Genomic DNA, 16,633 nt, shown 5'->3' on the forward strand with positions numbered 1-16,633 from the left:
GTCACAGACCGTGCCCGCGCGTCGTCGTCCAGGTGACCTGACCGCACCTCCGGCCGTGCAGCGCGCACACCGACGAAGGGGACCAGCACCATGACCGCCTCCACCACGCTCTCGCCCACCGACGTCGCCGCGCTGCGGGACCGCGTCACGGGTCGCGTCCTCGCGCGGGGCGACCTGCCCGACGGCGGCCCGACCGCCGCGGAGGCCGTCGCCGCGCACAGCACGCTCGTCGCGCACGACCCCGACGTCGCGGTGCTCGCGGAGACGGAGGCCGACGTCGTGGAGGCCGTGCGGTTCGCGGCCCACCACGGGCTGCGCGTACGCTCGCACGCGACGGGCCACGGCGAGTCGTCGCCGATCACGGACGGCGTCGTCCTCGGGACGAGCGGCCTCGCGGGCGTCGAGGTCGACCCGGCGTCGCGCGTCGCGCGCATCGGTGCCGGGACGCGCTGGAACGCGGTCGTCGACGCGGCCGCGGAGCACGGGCTCGCGCCCGTCACGGGCTCGTCGACGTCCGTCGGGGTCGTCGGGTACACGCTCGGCGGCGGGTACGGGCCCCTGACGCGCAGCCACGGCCTGACGTCGGACCGGGTGCGCGGGTTCCGGGTCGTGCTCGCCGACGGGTCGGTCGTCGAGGCGGGCCCGGACACGGAGCCGGACCTGTTCTGGGCGCTGCGCGGCGGCAAGGGCGGGCTCGGCGTCGTGACGCGGCTCGACCTCGAGCTCGTGCCGCTGCGCACGCTGTACGCGGGGTCGCTCACGTTCGACGCCCCGCACGTCGAGGACGTCCTGCGCGGCTGGGCGTCGTGGACCGCGACCGCGCCCGACGACGTCACGACCTCGGTCGCGGTGCTCGCCCTCCCGGACCTGCCGTTCGTCCCGGAGCACCTGCGCGGCCGCACGGTGCTCGCCCTGCGCTTCGCCTACCCGGGCGACCCCGCGGAGGGCGAGCGCCTCGCCGCGCCGCTGCGGGCGCTCGCGCCCGCCCTCGCCGACACGGTGGGCGAGCTGCCCGTGACGGCCGTCGCGACGATCCACGCGGACCCGGAGGACGCCGGGCCGTCGTGGGTCTACGGCGCGGGCCTGCGGGAGGTGGACGAGGAGTTCCTCGACCGGTTCCTCGCCGAGCTCGGGCCGGGCAGCGGGTCGCCGTTCGTCGCGGCCGAGCTGCGGCACGTCGGCGGCGCCGGGGCGCGCGACGTCGAGGGCGGGTCCGCCGCGGGCGGCCGCACCGCCGGGTTCCTGCTGAGCCTCGTGGGCGTCAACCCGCCGCGGCTGCCGGACATGGTCGCCGCCGCGGCCTCGTTCGCGCAGTGGTCGCAGCCGTGGGCCGCGACGGAGACGAACATCAACTTCCTGCCCGGGCCCTGGACGGACGACGCGCTCGCCCGGGCCTGGTCGCCCGAGACCGCGGCACGCCTCGCGTCGGTGCGCGCGGCGTACGACCCGACGGGCCTGTTCGCCTGGCGGGTCTGACCTCGCCGCCTCCCCCGGCGCCCGGGGGAGGCGCCCCGGCCCGTTCCGGTCACACCGCGAAGAGGGCGGTGAGCCGCGGGAGGCGACGCGCGTTCTCCTCGTCGTCGTCGAAGTCCCACTGGTCGCCGGCGGGCTCGCGGTGGGAGTGCCCGGACGACGTCCGCTCGCGCGCCGCGTGGTACGCCTCGTCGTCCTCACCCGTCGCGCGCGACCAGGCACCGCCGACGAGCCACTCGAGGGACTCGTACCCGAACCACGGCGAGCCGCCGTCGGCCATCGCGGCGACCACGGGATGGTCGGCGAGCGAGTCCGGGTCGGCGACCGCACGCTCGAACGTCCCACGACCCGCGAGGACGAGCCCGTCGCGGAAGTCCATGAACCCGTCGTCGCTGCACCCGCCCTCGACGAGGTACGCCGCTCCCCACACCGGCCACGCGTAGGCGTCGCGCGCCACGGCACCGGCGACGTCGGCGAACGCGAGGATCTCGTCAGGGCTCAGCCGCTCGACGAGCAGGTCGGTCAGGACGCCGGGCAGCGGGTCGTCCTCGGCGCCGCGGTCGTCGGCACCCGCGCCCGCCCGGTCACGCGCGGCGTCGACGATCTCCCAGAAGGTCTCTCGATCCATGCACCGGACGGTACGACCAGGCACCCACGAACGATCGCTCCCTGGCACGCCACTGTCCGGGAGCCGGACCTACGGGACCGTGCTGGCCCCGGTGCGGCGGACCCAGCGGCGCTGCCACGGCGTCTCGACGGCGCGGGGCCGGTAGTGCGCGCGAACCCAGGCGACGGCGTCGTCGGGACGGACGCCACCCCAGACGGCGAGGAGCGCGAGCGCCGTGCCGGTGCGGCCGGTCCCACCCCCGCAGGCGACCTCAACGCGCTCGTCGGGGCCCGCTCGTACGCCTCGCGCAGCACCGCGACGGCGTCCGGCGCGGACCGCGGCAGCGCGAAGTCCGGCCACCGGACCCAGCACGACTCCCAGGGCTGCGACGGCGGCCGCCCTCCGGTGAGGTAGACGCCGAGCTCCGGCTCGTCGCCCGGCCCGGGCAGCCCCGCGCGCAGCCCGCGACCCCGCACGCGCCGTCCGTCGGGCAGCTCGAGGACGCCGTCGCCCCGTTCCCACGAACCCACGTGCCCTCCTCGCCGACGAGGGCGCTCACCGACGCGAGGACCCCCTCTGGTACGGCCCGATCACGGCCTCGGTCTCGGGCCACCGCTCTCCGAGACCGTAGCCGAGCAGGACGGGAGTGGTGCTCCAGACGCGAGCCGGCCGCCGGTCATGCCCCCGCGTGCCGGGCGAGGATCGCGTGCGCGTCGGTGCCCCGCGGCAGGACGCCGTAGCCGTGGCCGCGGTCCTCGCCGAGCCGGGCGGCGACGAACGCGTCGGCCGTGCCCGACGGCGCGTGCCGCACCACGAGCGACGCCTGGAGCGCGAGGGCGAGCGACTCCACGACGCGACGGGCCTGCGCCTGCTGCGCCCCGGCGTCGGCCCCCGCGACCTCCGCGAGCAGACGGCGCGTGCGCGCGACGTGCGCGTCGAGGACGGGGTGCGCGCCCGCCGTCGTGTCGAGCTCCGCCTCGAACGCCGCGACGGACGCGGGCTCGCGGCCCATGGCGCGGAGCACGTCGAGCGCGATGACGTTGCCCGACCCCTCCCAGATCGCCATGACCGGCTGCTCGCGGTAGCGGCGCGCGAGCGGGAACGCCTCCGTGTAGCCGTTGCCGCCCAGGCACTCCATCGCCTCGTACGCGTGGTGCGGCCCGCGCTTGCACACCCAGTACTTGCTCACGGCCGTCGCGAGGCGGCGGAACGCGCGGTCGTGCTCGGACTCCCCGTCGTGCGCGGCGGCGAGGCGCACCGACGTGAGCGTCGCGGCCTCGGACTCGAGCGCGAGGTCGGCGAGCACCGCGGTCATCGCGGGCTGGTCCACGAGCGCCGCGCCGAACGCGGTGCGGTGCCGCGCGTGCCACAGCGCCTCGGTGACCGCCTGGCGCATGCCCGCGGCCGAGCCGTGCACGCAGTCGAGCCGCGTGCGCGACACCATCTCGATGATCGTCCGCACGCCGCGGCCCGGCTCCCCGACGAGGAACCCGACGGTGCCGTCGAGCTCGATCTCCGACGACGGGTTCGACCGGTTGCCCAGCTTCTCCTTGAGTCGCTGGATGCGGAACACGTTGCGCGTGCCGTCCTCCAGCACGCGCGGCACGAGGAAGCACGACGGCGCCCCCTCGCCCGGTGCGCCCGGCACCTGCGCGAGCACGAGGAACGCGTCGGACATCGGCGCCGAGCAGAACCACTTGTGCCCGGTCAGCAGGTAGGCGCCGTCCGCCCCGGCGGGCACGGCCGTCGTCGCGTTCGCGCGCACGTCCGAGCCGCCCTGCTTCTCCGTCATCGCCATCCCGACGAGCACGCCGGGCTTGCTGCCCGGGGCCGCGAGGGCGCCGTCGTACCCGCGGGAGAGCAGGCGCGGCTCCCACGCCGCGGCGAGCGACGGCGCGTGCCGCAGCGAGGGCACGGCCGCGTGCGTCATGGAGACCGGGCACGCGTGGCCCGGCTCGACCTGGGCGAACAGCGAGAAGACGGCGCCCCGCACGACGTTCGCCCCCGGCCCGGGCTCCGCCCACGCGCTCGTGTGCGCGCCGTGCGCGACGGCCGCCCCGATCACCTCGTGGTACGCCGGGTGGTACTCCACCTCGTCGATGCGGTGGCCCCGGCGGTCGTGCGTGCGCAGCACGGGCTCGTGGACGTTCGCGAGCTCGGCCGCGCGCTGGAAGTCCCCCGTCCCGACGAGCGCGCCGACCTCGACGAGCCGGTCCTCGCCCCACGCCCCGCCGTACGCGTGCACCGCCTCGCGCAGCACGGGGTGGTCGAGGTACTCGTTGACCCCCTCGCGCTCCGGCGGCTGGTTGGTCACGCGGTGGGTCGTGCGGGGGGCCGGGTGCGGGACGGCGGTCGCGGCGTCGGTGACGCCTGCGGTCCCGGTGGCGCCGGCGGTCCGGGTGGGGGTGTCGCTGCGGGTGTCGGTCGGGGTCACGGTGTCCTCCTGCGGCTCTGCGGGTGGCTCGGGGTCGGCGCGGCGGTGCTCAGGTGCGGCCCGGACGGGCGGGTCGGGCGGGTGAGTCAGGCGGGTGGGTCGGGCGGGCAGGTCAGGCGGGAGCGGGCGCCACCGCCCGGGCGCCGACGGCACCCAGGCAGAAGCGCTGGATCGTGGCGACGACGGCGTCCCGCTCGCCGGGGATCGGCGCCGGGCCCGTGGACCCGCCGTCGCGGGCCGCGGCGAGCGGCGACAGCGGACCGGTGAGCGACTCGCCGATCGCCCCGACGAGCGCCGTCGCGACGACTGCGACGTCCTGGTCGGGGATCTCGCCCGCCGCGACGCCGTCGCGCACGACGTCCGCGAACGTCGTCGCGTACGCGCGGCGGTACTCGAGCCGCGCGGCGTCGACGGCCGGGTCGACGGGCTCGAGCAGGAGCGCCCACGCGAGCGTCGGGCCGCGCAGCGCGCGCCGCGCGAACGTGTCGACGGCGCGGCCGAGGCGCGCCGCGGTGCCGCCGCCGGGCGGGTCGTCCGGGCGCGCGGCGGCGGCCGCGCGCACCGCGTCGAGCTCGACGTCGGCCGCCTGGCGGAACACCGCGACGAGCAGGTCGGCCTTCGTCGGGAAGTAGGAGTAGACGCCGCCGGTGCTCACCCCGGCGCGCGCCGCGAGCGCCTGCACGCTCGCGCCGGCGAACCCGTGCTCGGCGACGATCGTCCGCGCTGCGTCGAGCAGGGCGTCGCGCTTGCGCTCGCGGGCGGCGCGCGTCGCCGGGGTCTCGCGGTAGGGCACGGGTCCTCCGTCGTCGTCGGGTGAACCGCCTCGGGGCGGCTTCCACGAAGAATTGAAGCATGATTCAATTCATCGCGGTACCGGCCGCCGGGCCGGAGGCGTCGAGGACGACGCCGCGCACGACGTCGAGGAGGACGACATGCACCTGGGCAGCATGCTCGAGAGCACGGCACGCAAGGTCCCGACCAAGGAGGCGCTCGTGCTGGGCGAGCGCCGGCTCACGTACGCCGAGCTCGACGCGGCCGCGCGCCGCGCGGCGGCCGTCTTCCGGGACGCCGGCGTGCGCCCCGGCGACCGCGTCACGGTCATGACCTACAACACGCCGGGGTTCGTCGTCGCGGCGTTCGGCCTGTGGCGCGCGGGCGCCGTGCTCGTCCCCGTCAACCACAAGCTCCAGGCGCCCGAGGTCGCGCGGCTCGTCGCCCACAGCGGCGCCGTGCTGGGCGTCGCGGACGCGAGCCTGGCCCCCGTCGCGACCGCCGCCGCGCCCGCGGTGCGCTGGCTGTGGACGGAGGCGGACGCCGTCGGGCAGGACGCGGAGGGGACGCCGGGGCGCGACGACTTCGACGCGCTCGTCGCGGCCGCCGCGCCGTGGGACGGCGTGCCGCCGGACCAGGACACCATCGCCCAGGTGCTCTACACGTCCGGCACGACGGCGGCCCCCAAGGGCTGCGAGCACACCCACCGCGGGCTGAGCTCGGTCGCGGCCTACACGACGGCGGCCGTCGGGCTGCGCGCGGACGACCGCTTCCTGCTCGCGATGCCGATCTGGCACGCCTCGCCGCTCAACAACTGGTTCCTGTCGATGGTGTTCCTCGGCGGGACGACCGTGCTGCTGCGCGAGTACCACCCGATCGAGATGCTGCGGACGGTCGAGGCCGAGCGCACGACCGCGTTCTTCGGCGCACCCATCGCGTACGTCGCGCCGCTCCAGGTCGCCGCCGCGCAGGGCATCGACCTGTCGACGTTCGACCTGTCGAGCGCGCGGCTGTGGCTCGCCGGCGGCGCGCCCGTCGGCGCCGACACCGTGCGCGCGATCCGCGCCGCCTACCCGGGCGAGCTGCACCAGGTCTACGGCATGAGCGAGATGGGGCCGGTCGGCACCGCGCTCGGCCCGGCCGACCAGGAGCGCAAGGCGGGCTCGATCGGGCACGCGGGCATGCCCGGCGTCGACGTGCGGGTCGTGGACCTCGACGGGAACGACGTCGGCCCGGGAGGGACCGGGGAGATCTGGCTGCGGTCGGACACCCGGATGGTCGGCTACCTCGACGACCCGGAGGCGACCGAGGCCGTGCTCGTCGGCGACTGGTACCGCACCGGCGACGTCGTGCGCGTCGACGAGGACGGGTACCTGTTCATCGTCGACCGGCTCAAGGACGTCATCATCACGGGCGGCGAGAACGTCTACTCCCAGGAGGTCGAGGAGGCGCTGCGCGGCTCCCCGGAGGTCGCGGACGTCGCCGTCGTCGGGCGGCCGCACGCCGACTGGGGCGAGACGGTCGTCGCGTTCGTCGTCCCCGCCCCCGGCACCGAGCCGACGCTCGACTCGCTGCGCGCGTTCCTCGCCGACCGGCTCGCGCGCTACAAGGTGCCGCGCGACGTCGCGCTCGTGACGGAGCTCCCCCGCAACCCCTCCGGCAAGCTCACCAAGCACGTCCTGCGGTCGCGCGTGCGGGAGGGGACGACGGTGGCGTGAGTCCGGGGCGCTACTCCCCCCGGGCGCACGGCCCGGGCGCGGACGGCACCGGGGCGGGCGACCGCAGGGGCGGACGGCCTCAGGGGCGCGCGTGCTCGAAGATCACCGTCGTGCTCGTCCCGGCCACCTCGGGGCGCACGCTGAGCGTCCGGGACACCAGGTCGCGCAGCGCGTCCGAGTCGGCGACCGCGACGTGCAGCAGGAAGTCGCGGTCGCCGGTGACGAAGAAGACGCCCTCGACGTCGGGCAGCGTCAGCAGGTAGTCGCGGAACGCCTCCAGGCCCTTGCGCGCCCCGGCCTGGAGGCGGATCGCGATGAGCGCCTCGAGCCCCCGGCCGAGCGCCGCGGGGTCGACGTCGGCCCGGAAGCCCCGGATCACGCCGCGGTCCACGAGGGCCCGGACGCGCGCGTGGCACGTCGAGGCGGCGATGCCGACGCGGGCAGCGACCGCCGCGTTCGTGGCGCGCGCGTCGGTCGCGAGGACGTCGAGGATGCGGCGGTCGACGTCGTCCAGCGCGGACGGTCGAAGATCCTTCGGCACGGTGGGCCTCCCCTGGTCAGCGGGCGAACGTCGCGGCGGCGGCAGCAGCCCGGGACGATGATCCTTCGGCACATCTTGCCGCACGCCGAAGGATCCACCACGCTGTGAGTCGTGCGGCACCATCCCGCCGCACACCAGCCACGCGCCCGCCTCGCCACCCGCGGGGCGGGCGTCGGTCGAAGGAGCCCGGCGTGAGCACGACCTCTCGTCCCCGTCCCCGTTCTCGCGACGCCCGGTCGGCACCCCCCGGCCGCGCCCCTCGCACAGCCGTCGTCGTCGGCGCCGGCATGGTGGGGCTCGCCACCGCGTGGCACCTCCAGGAGCAGGGCGTCGAGGTGACCGTCGTCGACCGCGAGGGCGTCGCCGCGGGCTCCTCGTGGGGCAACGCCGGGTGGCTCACCCCCGGCATGGCGATGCCGCTCGCCGACCCGTCCCTGTGGACGTACGGGCCGCGCGCCCTCCTCGACCCCGCCGCTCCCCTGCACGTCCCGCTGCGGTTCGACCCGCGCCTGTGGACGTTCTTCGCGCGCTTCATGGCGCACGCGACGCAGGCCCGCTGGGACCGCGCGATGGCGGCCCTCACCCCGATCGACGGCGTCGCGCTCGACGCGTTCGACGAGCTCGCCGCGGGCGGCAGTCTCGGCCACGGCGTCGAGGCCGGCACGACGCCCGGCCCGTTCACCGTCGCGTTCGAGCACGTGCGCGAGGCTCGGCCCTTCCTGCGCGAGCTCGAGCACGTCGCCGCCGCCGGGCAGACCGTCCCCGTCCGCCGCGTCGAGGCCGGGGAGCGCGCGCACCAGCTCACCGACCGCGTGTCCACCGTCTACGCGCTGGAGGGCCAGCGCTTCCTCGAGCCCGGACCCTACGTCCACGCGCTCGCCGACTCCGTGCGCGCCCGCGGCGGCACCATCCTCACCGGCCTCGACGTGCTCGACGTCGAGCCCGGCCGCCTCGGCGCGTGCGTCTTCGCGCGCGCCGTGCACCCCGACGCCGCCCGGCACCCCGCCCTCGTGGGCGCCGGGGCGAGCAGCGGGTCCGGGGTGACCGACGGCGCCGGGCCGGACGCCGGGGCGCCGCGCCGGGCCGCGTCCCCCGCCGACCGCGAGGAGGGCGTCGTGCTGCGCGGCGACGCCGTCGTGCTCGCGACCGGCGCGTGGCTGCCCTCGCTCGCGGCGCCGCTCGGCGTGCGCACGCGCGTGCAGGCCGGCCGCGGCTACTCGTTCACCGTGAAGACCGACGAGCCCGTCGAGACACCGATCTACCTGCCCGCGCGCCGCGTCGCGTGCACGCCCTACCAGGGCCGGTTCCGCATCGCGGGGACCATGGAGTTCCGCGGCCCGGACGAGCCTCTCCAGCCCCGGCGGATCGAGGCGATCCTCGCGTCCGTGCGGCACCTGTTCCAGGGCGTCGACCTGGACGACCGGCACGACGAGTGGGTCGGCTCGCGCCCCGTCACGCCCGACGGCCTGCCGCTCGTCGGCGCGACGCGCACGCGCGGCGTCTACGTCGCGGGCGGCCACGGCATGTGGGGCATGGTGCTCGGGCCCGCGACCGGCCGGGCGCTCGCCCACCTCGTGACGACCGGCGAGACCCCCGAGGAGATCCGGGCGTTCGACCCGCTGCGCTGAGCCCGGCGGCAGGCGCTCTCGGGCGGCTCCCGGATCGTGGCTCGCGGCCGGCCGAGCCCGGCCGAAAGACCCTGTCGGACGGGGGCGCCGCGTCCTAGCGTGGTCGGCATGACCGTGCGAGAGGAGCACCGGGCCGCGCTGCGCGCGCTCGACGGCGACCCGGCGGCGGTGCGCGCGCACCTCACCGCGGGGTCGGGGCTGCCGGGTCCGCGCGCGAACCTCGAGCTCCTGGGCGCGTTCGCCGACGTCGCGCCCGCCGAGCTCGTCCGCGCCCTGGCCGACGACCCCGACGAGTACCTCCGGTGCTGCGGGACGTGCGGGCTGGGCCGGCTCGTCGTCGCGGCTCCCACCGACGCGCGCGCGGAGCCGACCGACCAGCTGCGCGCCCGCGCGTCGGACGGGTCGTGGCGCGTCCGCGAGGCCGCCGCGATGGCGCTCCAACGGATCGGCGACGCCGAGCCCGCTACGCTCCGCGCGCTCGTCGCGTCGTGGGTCGCCGACCCCGACCCGCTGGTCCGCCGCGCCGCCGTCGCCGGGATCTGCGAGCCGCGACTCCTGCGAGACCCGGCGACCGCGACCGCCGCCCTGGACGCGTGCGCGGCCGCGACCGCCTCGATCGGCGCGCTCCCCGCCGACGCGCGCCGCGACCCCGACGTGCGCACGCTGCGCCAGGCCCTCGGGTACTGCTGGAGCGTCGCCGTCGTCGGTGACCCGGCCGCCGGTGTGCCGCGGTTCGCGGCGCTGCGCGGGTCGTCGGACCCGGACGTGGCGTGGGTCGTGCGCGAGAACGAGAAGAAGGCGCGCCTGCGCCGCGTGCTCGACCCCGCGTCCTGACCGGCGCCGGGAGCCGCCCCGGCGAGGGCGTGCCGGCGACAGCGGCCCGGCGACGGCGTTCCGACGACGGCGGCCCGGCGACGGCGGCCCAGAGAGGTCGAGCCCGAGGAGCCTTGCGTCCCTTCGCGCGCGCCTATATGTTTAACCGCAATACTAATCACGACGAAGGAGTCCGATGAGCAGCACGACCGAGCCGACGACGAGGATGGCCGAGCTGGCCGCCACGGACGAGGACCTCCGCAGCCTGCTCTCCGGCGGGTGGCTGCGCTACCGCACGTCGCCCGCGCTGCAGGAGCTGACCCGCGACGCGCACGCGACGTGCGACCGCATCGGGCGCGTGTACTTCGAGGACGTCGACGAGGCACGCCGCCTCTTCCACCGGCTCGTCCCCGGCGCCGAGGAGGGGATCGACTTCCGCCCGCCGCTGACGATCGACTACGGCGACCGGCTGCTGATCGGCGCGCGCACCTTCATCAACGCCGACTTCATGGTCATCGGCGGCGGCCTCGTCACGATCGGCCCGGACTGCCTCATCGGCCCGCGCTGCTCGATCTACACGCCGAACCACGCCGAGGACGTCGTCCGTCGCCGCGAGGGCTGGGAGCGCCCCGAGCCCGTCACGATCGGGAGCAACGTGTGGATCGGCGGCTCGGTCACCCTCACGCCCGGCGTGACGATCGGCGACGACAGCATCATCGGGGCGGGATCCGTGGTCACGCGGGACATCCCCGCGGGCGTCGTCGCGGTGGGGAACCCGTGCCGCCCCGTCCGCGCGATCGCGACGGACCCCGAGGACACCGCCGCCCGCTGAACGGCACCCGCGCCCGGGCGACGACGCCCGGCGCGCACGACGACGCAGTCACCGAGCAGCCGGCGCCCGGCGCCGGCGGAGAGCAGGAGCCATGCAGTGTGCAGAGTGCGGGACCACCCCCCGCGACGGCCGGGTCGCGACGGCCGTGTGCAGCGAGTGCGGCGCGGCCACGTGCGCGGAGCACACCCACGAGGTGAGGATCCGGATCCCCGCCACCTCCGTGGGGAACCCCGTCGTGCGGACGGCACGACGCCTGCGGTGCAGCGAGTGCACCCGCCTGGCCGAGCCGCTGGAGCAGGTCCGGCGGTAGCCGCGCGGCGCTCCGCCTCGGGGTGCTCGGCCCTCGTGCCGCCCTGGAGAGCACAGCGCTCGGGCCCCGCACGGTCCACTTCCGTGCGGGGCCCGAGCGACGTCGGCCAGCCGGTCAGCCGCAGTCGAGCGCGTCGTACGCGACGTCGTACCGGCCGTCGCGCCCGTCCGTCGACGCGGTCACCGTGACGGTCCCCGCCTCGAGCCGGGCCGCGCGCACGGCGAACGACTGGTAGCCGGAGCGCTCGGGCGCGACCGCCGCGAAGTCGCGGCTGCCGTACGCCGTGACGACGGCGAGGTCGACCGCGGACGGCTCCTCGTTCGTCGCACGCACGGCGAGGTACGCGGTGCCCGCCAGGCAGCGCGGCTGCACCTGGACCTCCACCGCGACACCCGGCGAGGACGCCCCGTTGCTCACGTCGAGCACGAGCGGCGCGAGGGCCAGGGTGTCCAGGTTCGGGGCCCAGCCCGTGGCGTTGCCGAGCGTCAGGGCACCGTCGTCGGTGGTCAGGTCCAGAGCCACCGTGTGGGTCCAGAAGCCCTTCCACGAGTAGTTGTGCCGGAAGGCGCCGCGCGTGGTGCCGCCGCCGGCCTCGCTCACGTCGAGGAAGCGCGTGATGACGTCGGTGTTGTACGCGTGCCCGGTGTTCTTCTCCGCGTTCGCGTACCGCACCACGAGGTCGTACTGGCCTGCGCCCACGCCCTCCGCGCGCGGCCACACGGCGACGCTCTGCTCGCTGCCGCCCAGCCAGGAGACCTGCCGTCCCGACACGTCGGTCGGCTGCGCGACCGACTCCAGCCGCGCACCGCCCGAGAGCTGGAGCACGTCCTCGGCCTCGACCGTCTCGACCGACGCGTCCGACCCTGCCGCACGCGTGGTTGTCAGCGCACCGAGCGAGATGCCGCCCGGCGCGGTGACCGTGAGCTCCGTGATCCCCTGCGTGAGGTGCACCCGCGCCGACGAGGTGCGCGCACCGGCGGCGTCGGCCTCGAGGCCCACGACCTCCCGGCCGTTGAGCCGCAGGCCCACCGTGGTCGGTGCGTCCGCGGAGTAGTCGAGCGTGACGTCGTAGTACCCCGTCTCGCGCGCGGCCACGTAGAACGTCGCGGTGCCGTCGCCGCCGACCTGCACCCGCCCGGCCTCTCCGGCGTCGTAGGAGACCGACGCGCCCCGCAGACGGGCGAGGTGGGCCGGGTAGGTCGTCGTGTCCGGGCCGTCCACCCGCTCGAGGTCGAACCGGTCGAGCGTGACGTTCGCCCCGGGCAGCACGGTCGACCCGTCGGCGCTCGCGCGCACCGACAGCTCGCGCGCACCCGCCTGCAGCTCCACCAGGACCTCCGCCTTGCCGCGGTAGGAGTCCGAGAACCCCGCCTCGTAGCGGATCGTCCCCGCCGGAGCCCCGTCGACGAACAGCGCGTGCGAGCCCGGCCCCACGTTCGGCCCGTTCACCCCCGCGATGACGCCCAGGCGGTACGTGCCCGTCGTCGGGACGTCGACCGTCCACGACGCCGACGCGCCCGCCGTCGTGAACCCGCGCACGTCCTTGGCGCCCGAGGCCGCGAACGTCCACGCGTCACCGGCCGGCCGGTCCACGACCGTCAGCCCGGACAGCCGGGTCGACTCCGCCTCCACGCGCTGCCTCCACGTCGTGTCCGCCACGGGCGCCTCGTCGAGGGCCGGCGTCACCACGACCTGGTAGGCGGAGTGACGGTCGTCGTTCGGGACGACGACCTGCACCGCGCCGTCGACCACCGACGCGCGCTCGGCCACCACGACCGGCGGCGCCAGGGCCTCGCCCTCCTGCCCGGTGAACTCCGCCCGGCGCACCTGGACGTCGACCTCGTCGCCGAAGACCTCCGTGTCGACGCCCGACACGTCGAGGCGGACGTCCTTCGAGCCGCCACCGAAGAGCACCGTCGCCTGGCGCTTCTCGGCGTCCAGGGCGGCGAGCCCCTGCAGCGTGTCAACCGCGTTCAGCGCCGGCGGGGTGAGCTCCACGGTCTCCCCCGTGAGGTCGCCGTACCACTTGAGCAGCCACCACGCGCCGTTCGCGCCGTTGTTCTTGGCCATGTTGTCGTTGAGGTTGCCCGCGAACGTCCAGTACGCCGTCTGGGCGTCGACCTTCTCGTCCTCGAACATCGAGATCCACTGCACCAGCTGGCCGGGCACGCCCATGTCGCGGCGCATCGCGTACTCCGTGATGTTCACGGGCAGCGGGCCGACGCCGACCTCCTGCTCGATCCGGCGAAACTCGGCGAGGTGCGAGCGGAAGGTCGCGAGGTTCTCGACCCCGAGCTCGTGCCAGGTCCACATGTCCGGCAGGACGTCGTTGGCCTTCGCGTAGGTGAGGATCTGGCGGGTGCTCGTCCCGTGCCACCACGCGTCACCAGGGCCGGCGATCCGTGCCTCGGGGTAGACCTCCTTGATGGTCTCGTAGGCGGCCTTCCAGTCCGCGAGGAACGTGTCCCGCATGACGTTCCAGTCGCCGTACCAGTTGATGCCGTCGGGCTCGTTGAACGGCGTGAAGACGTACCGCTCGGGGTAGTCGGACTCCTCGACGATGCTCGTCACGACGGTGCGCACGATGTCGAGGTACGTGTCGAAGTCCTCGGGACGCTTGCCGCCGTTGTAGGCCCAGTCGGGGTAATAGTCCTGGATGTTCACCATCAGGTACTCGCCCCCGTTCTCGAAGAGCGAGCGCTCGACGTCGAGCGGGTCCCCGTTGGGGTGCTGCGCGCCGTGCGGTGCCTTCTGGGTGACGTTGGTCGGCCGGGCCCCCGCGATGATGGGGTCGGTGGGCACGCCGTCGTCGCCCAGCCCGTAGAGCATGCCCGAGGCTCCGCCCTGCACCGCGCCCGTCGACGCTGCCAGGTCGACGGCCAGGACCTCCACGTCCTCCGCGGCCGCCGCGCCGGGCAGCACGGTCACCGCGCCGGTCGCCACGACCACGGACGCGGTCAGCCCCGCCGTGAGCCGGCGGAGCATCCTGCGCCCGCCGTCCGCTCGCCTGCCGTGCATCTGTCCACACTCCTTCGTGCTGTCGGGGAGCGGGGCGGCCGGGACGACCGCCCCGCCGACGGGGTGCGGCGACTCCGCCGCACCCCGCCGTCGTGCTGGTGCTCAGTCCGCGAGGACCGCGTTGATCTGCTCGTTGGCCTCGGTCAGCGACGACGCGTCCTTGTTCCCGAGCGCGATGTCCTCGAAGGCGACCGACGCGATCGCGTTCACCTCGCCGGCCCGGACGGTGATCGGCGGGAGGAACGTGCGCCCGTCCTCGCGGTAGCTGAAGAACGCCGAGACGTCCCAGCCCTTCGCGTCGAAGGCCTCCAGCGCCTTGTCGGCCGAGCCGGGGATCGCGGGGAACACGACGGCGTGCTCGGCGACGACGTCCTGGCACGCGCTCGACCCGAGGTACTTGACCCACTCCCACGCAGCGTCCTGCTTCTTCGACGACGCGCTGATCGAGTCGGCGACGCCGTTGAAGAGCGAGGCGCGGTCACCCGTCGGCCCGACCGGGCCGGGCGCGATCCCGACGTCGACGCCCTCGAGCGCCTTGAAGGTCCCCGTCGCCCACGAGCCGTTGGTGCCCATGGCGACCTTGCCGGAGCCCACCTGGGTGAGCGTCTCCTCGGAGAACACCCCGGCGGCGGGCGCGTAGCCCTTGTCCGCGAGGCCGTAGAACCAGTCGACGGTCTTCTGGAACTCGGGGTCGTCGAAGTTGTAGCGCGTGCCCCACGGGTTCTGGTCGAGGTAGTCCCAGTCGAGCGACCCCGTGAAGTTGGCCCACTGCATCTGGCCCGTCTCCTCGAAGTTCGGGTTGATGCCCAGGCCGTAGACCGCGACGTTCGACTTGTCGAACCCGGCCTCGTCACCGCGCACGCCGTTCGCGTCCACCGTCAGGTGCGCGACGATCTGCTCGAACGTGCCGCCGTCGTCGGGGTTCCAGTCGGCGGCCCACAGGTCCTCCGCCGTGTAGCCCGCGTCGGCGACCAGCGCCTCGTTGTAGAAGAACGCGGTCGTGTCCCAGTCCTTCGGCAGGCCGTAGAGCGAGCCGTCGGCGTAGCGCCACGGGTCGACGAGGCCCTCGGCGTAGACCGACGTGTCGACCGAGTCCTCCTCCACGAGGTCGTCGAGCGCGACGATCTGGCCCTGCGCCGCGAACTCGCCGTACTTCGACAGGTGGTCGACGAACACGTCCGGGCCGGAGCCGCCCACGAAGGAGGCGGTGAGCTTCGTCCAGTAGTCGTCCCAGGCGAACTGCTCGATCTTGATCGTGATGTCCGGGTTCTGCTCCGTGAACGCGGCCGCGCACTCCTGGTAGGCGGGCACCTGGTTCGAGTCCCAGAGCCAGTACGAGACCTGCTCGCCCGACCCTCCCGAGCCCGAGCCGCCTCCCGACGAGCACGCACCGAGGGCCAGGACCAGGCACCCCGCCACCGCGACGTGGACAGACTTTCGCATCGTTGTTCCCTTTCGCAGACATCCGCGTCGATGGTGCGGAATGGTTGTCGGGTCCGACGGCCGCCGGCCCGTGCCCCCTGGTGCCGAGCGGCTACTTGATCCCGGTGAAGCCGATCGAGTTGACGATCCTCTTCGCGAAGGCGAGGAAGAGCAGGAGCATCGGCAGCGCTGCGAGCAGCGTCGCCGCCATGAGCCCCGCCCAGTCCGGGGACGCCTGGGGGGACTGCGCCCGGAAGATCCCGAGCGCGAGGGTCAGGACTCGTGAGTCGTCGGACTGGCTCACGAGCAGGGGCCACAGGTAGTCGTTCCAGGCCGTGATGTACGTGAGGACCGCGAGCGTCACCACGGCGGGCGACGCCATGGGCAGCACGATGGTGAAGAACGTCCGGAACCGGCCCGCGCCGTCGAGCTTCGCCGCCTCCTCGATCTCGAAGCTGATCCCGGCGAAGAACTGGCGGAGGAAGAACACCGCGAACGGCGTCATGAGCATCGTGGGGAGCGCGATGCCGGGCAGCGTGTCGAGCAGACCGAGGTCGCGCACGAGCAGGAAGTTCGGCAGCAGCGTGAAGATGGTCGGGACCATCAGGCCGGCGAGGAAGACCGCGTAGACGGCGTCGCGCCCCGGCCAGCGCAGCCGCGCGAACGCGTAGGCCGCCATCGCCGAGAAGAACACCTGGCACACGGTGACGAGCGTCGCGACCACGACGGAGTTCAGCAGGTAGCGCGGGAAGTCCATCGAGGCGCCGGACCCGCCGTCCGCGAGCGACTCCTGCGCGGTGGCGAGCCCGAGCGCGCGGCGGAAACCCTCCCCGCTGAACCCGACCGGCAACGGGTCGGCCGCCCCTCCCGGCAGCGCGGCGTTCGTGGACAACGCGGTGCGGAGCATCCAGTAGAAGGGGAAGAGCGTCACGACCAGGAGGAGCGCGAGCACGACCCAGCCGAGGACCCGGCCCGGCGTGGTGCGACGTCGGCGACGGCGGGGTGCCGGCTCGGGGTGGGCGGGTCCGGTCGGCGTGGCGACGGGAGCGGGAGCTGTGGTGGTCAT

13 protein-coding genes are annotated in these 16,633 nt (G+C 75.1%); 6 read left to right on the top strand and 7 right to left on the bottom strand.

What is annotated here, in order from left to right:
* The first annotated feature begins 90 nt into the window (after positions 1–90).
* Positions 91–1,476 (top strand): FAD-binding oxidoreductase, encoded by a 1,386-nt coding sequence (locus BXA05_RS04040; RefSeq protein WP_076403979.1) that lies wholly within the window; start codon positions 91–93, stop codon positions 1,474–1,476.
* Between the two features lie 49 nt (positions 1,477–1,525).
* Here the strand turns inward: BXA05_RS04040 and BXA05_RS04045 are convergent, their stop codons facing one another.
* Complete coding sequence (locus BXA05_RS04045; RefSeq protein WP_076403980.1) at positions 1,526–2,101, bottom strand: DUF4240 domain-containing protein; 576 nt, start codon at positions 2,099–2,101, stop codon at positions 1,526–1,528.
* A gap of 144 nt (positions 2,102–2,245) precedes the next feature.
* Here BXA05_RS04045 and BXA05_RS19945 point away from each other — a divergent pair, with 144 nt between their 5' ends.
* Positions 2,246–2,494, top strand: coding sequence for a hypothetical protein (locus tag BXA05_RS19945; RefSeq protein ID WP_170963127.1), 249 nt, complete (start codon positions 2,246–2,248; stop codon positions 2,492–2,494).
* Positions 2,495–2,756: 262 nt separating this feature from the next.
* Here the strand turns inward: BXA05_RS19945 and BXA05_RS04055 are convergent, their stop codons facing one another.
* Positions 2,757–4,514 (bottom strand): acyl-CoA dehydrogenase family protein, encoded by a 1,758-nt coding sequence (locus BXA05_RS04055; protein ID WP_076404124.1) that lies wholly within the window; start codon positions 4,512–4,514, stop codon positions 2,757–2,759.
* Positions 4,515–4,626: 112 nt separating this feature from the next.
* A complete protein-coding gene (locus tag BXA05_RS04060) occupies positions 4,627–5,307 on the bottom strand; it encodes a TetR/AcrR family transcriptional regulator (protein WP_076403981.1) in 681 nt (226 codons plus the stop codon).
* A 139-nt stretch (positions 5,308–5,446) separates the two neighbouring features.
* Here BXA05_RS04060 and BXA05_RS04065 point away from each other — a divergent pair, with 139 nt between their 5' ends.
* On the top strand, positions 5,447–7,003 hold the full coding sequence (locus BXA05_RS04065) for a class I adenylate-forming enzyme family protein (protein WP_076403982.1): 1,557 nt from the start codon (positions 5,447–5,449) through the stop codon (positions 7,001–7,003).
* 79 nt (positions 7,004–7,082) lie between these two features.
* Here the strand turns inward: BXA05_RS04065 and BXA05_RS04070 are convergent, their stop codons facing one another.
* Complete coding sequence (locus BXA05_RS04070) at positions 7,083–7,544, bottom strand: Lrp/AsnC family transcriptional regulator (RefSeq protein ID WP_061268397.1); 462 nt, start codon at positions 7,542–7,544, stop codon at positions 7,083–7,085.
* Positions 7,545–7,735: 191 nt separating this feature from the next.
* Here BXA05_RS04070 and BXA05_RS04075 point away from each other — a divergent pair, with 191 nt between their 5' ends.
* The 3 genes from BXA05_RS04075 to BXA05_RS04085 all read left to right on the top strand — a co-directional run bounded on the left by BXA05_RS04075 (position 7,736) and on the right by BXA05_RS04085 (position 10,817).
* Complete coding sequence (locus BXA05_RS04075) at positions 7,736–9,172, top strand: NAD(P)/FAD-dependent oxidoreductase (RefSeq protein WP_143311027.1); 1,437 nt, start codon at positions 7,736–7,738, stop codon at positions 9,170–9,172.
* Positions 9,173–9,280: 108 nt separating this feature from the next.
* Positions 9,281–10,006: a HEAT repeat domain-containing protein gene (locus BXA05_RS04080; protein ID WP_076403984.1), complete on the top strand. Its 726-nt coding sequence runs from the start codon at positions 9,281–9,283 to the stop codon at positions 10,004–10,006.
* 175 nt (positions 10,007–10,181) lie between these two features.
* On the top strand, positions 10,182–10,817 hold the full coding sequence (locus tag BXA05_RS04085) for a sugar O-acetyltransferase (RefSeq protein ID WP_083711371.1): 636 nt from the start codon (positions 10,182–10,184) through the stop codon (positions 10,815–10,817).
* Positions 10,818–11,241: 424 nt separating this feature from the next.
* Here the strand turns inward: BXA05_RS04085 and BXA05_RS04095 are convergent, their stop codons facing one another.
* The 3 genes from BXA05_RS04095 to BXA05_RS04105 all read right to left on the bottom strand — a co-directional run bounded on the left by BXA05_RS04095 (position 11,242) and on the right by BXA05_RS04105 (position 16,633).
* The gene (locus BXA05_RS04095; protein ID WP_076403985.1) at positions 11,242–14,145 is read right to left on the bottom strand and encodes a carbohydrate-binding protein; all 2,904 of its coding nucleotides are present in this window, start codon (positions 14,143–14,145) and stop codon (positions 11,242–11,244) included.
* Between the two features lie 102 nt (positions 14,146–14,247).
* Positions 14,248–15,588 carry an ABC transporter substrate-binding protein gene (locus BXA05_RS04100; RefSeq protein WP_021480451.1) on the bottom strand — a complete coding sequence of 447 codons (1,341 nt, stop codon included), beginning with the start codon at positions 15,586–15,588 and terminating at the stop codon, positions 14,248–14,250.
* 91 nt (positions 15,589–15,679) lie between these two features.
* The gene (locus BXA05_RS04105) at positions 15,680–16,633 is read right to left on the bottom strand and encodes a carbohydrate ABC transporter permease (RefSeq protein ID WP_021480452.1); all 954 of its coding nucleotides are present in this window, start codon (positions 16,631–16,633) and stop codon (positions 15,680–15,682) included.

It is taken from the genome of Cellulosimicrobium funkei (assembly GCF_900155925.1).
GTDB classification, from domain to species: Bacteria; Actinomycetota; Actinomycetes; order Actinomycetales; family Cellulomonadaceae; genus Cellulosimicrobium; species Cellulosimicrobium funkei.

Bases quoted from the DNA above. Each gene is read 5' to 3' on its own strand.
- BXA05_RS04040 (WP_076403979.1), top strand. From the start codon at position 91: ATGACCGCCTCCACCACGCTCTCGCCCACCGACGTCGCCGCGCTGCGG.
- BXA05_RS04045 (WP_076403980.1), bottom strand. From the start codon at position 2,101: ATGGATCGAGAGACCTTCTGGGAGATCGTCGACGCCGCGCGTGACCGG.
- BXA05_RS04065 (WP_076403982.1), top strand. From the start codon at position 5,447: ATGCACCTGGGCAGCATGCTCGAGAGCACGGCACGCAAGGTCCCGACC.
- BXA05_RS04080 (WP_076403984.1), top strand. From the start codon at position 9,281: ATGACCGTGCGAGAGGAGCACCGGGCCGCGCTGCGCGCGCTCGACGGC.
- BXA05_RS04085 (WP_083711371.1), top strand. From the start codon at position 10,182: ATGAGCAGCACGACCGAGCCGACGACGAGGATGGCCGAGCTGGCCGCC.
- BXA05_RS04095 (WP_076403985.1), bottom strand. From the start codon at position 14,145: ATGCACGGCAGGCGAGCGGACGGCGGGCGCAGGATGCTCCGCCGGCTC.
- BXA05_RS04100 (WP_021480451.1), bottom strand. From the start codon at position 15,588: ATGCGAAAGTCTGTCCACGTCGCGGTGGCGGGGTGCCTGGTCCTGGCC.
- BXA05_RS04105 (WP_021480452.1), bottom strand. From the start codon at position 16,633: ATGACCACCACAGCTCCCGCTCCCGTCGCCACGCCGACCGGACCCGCC.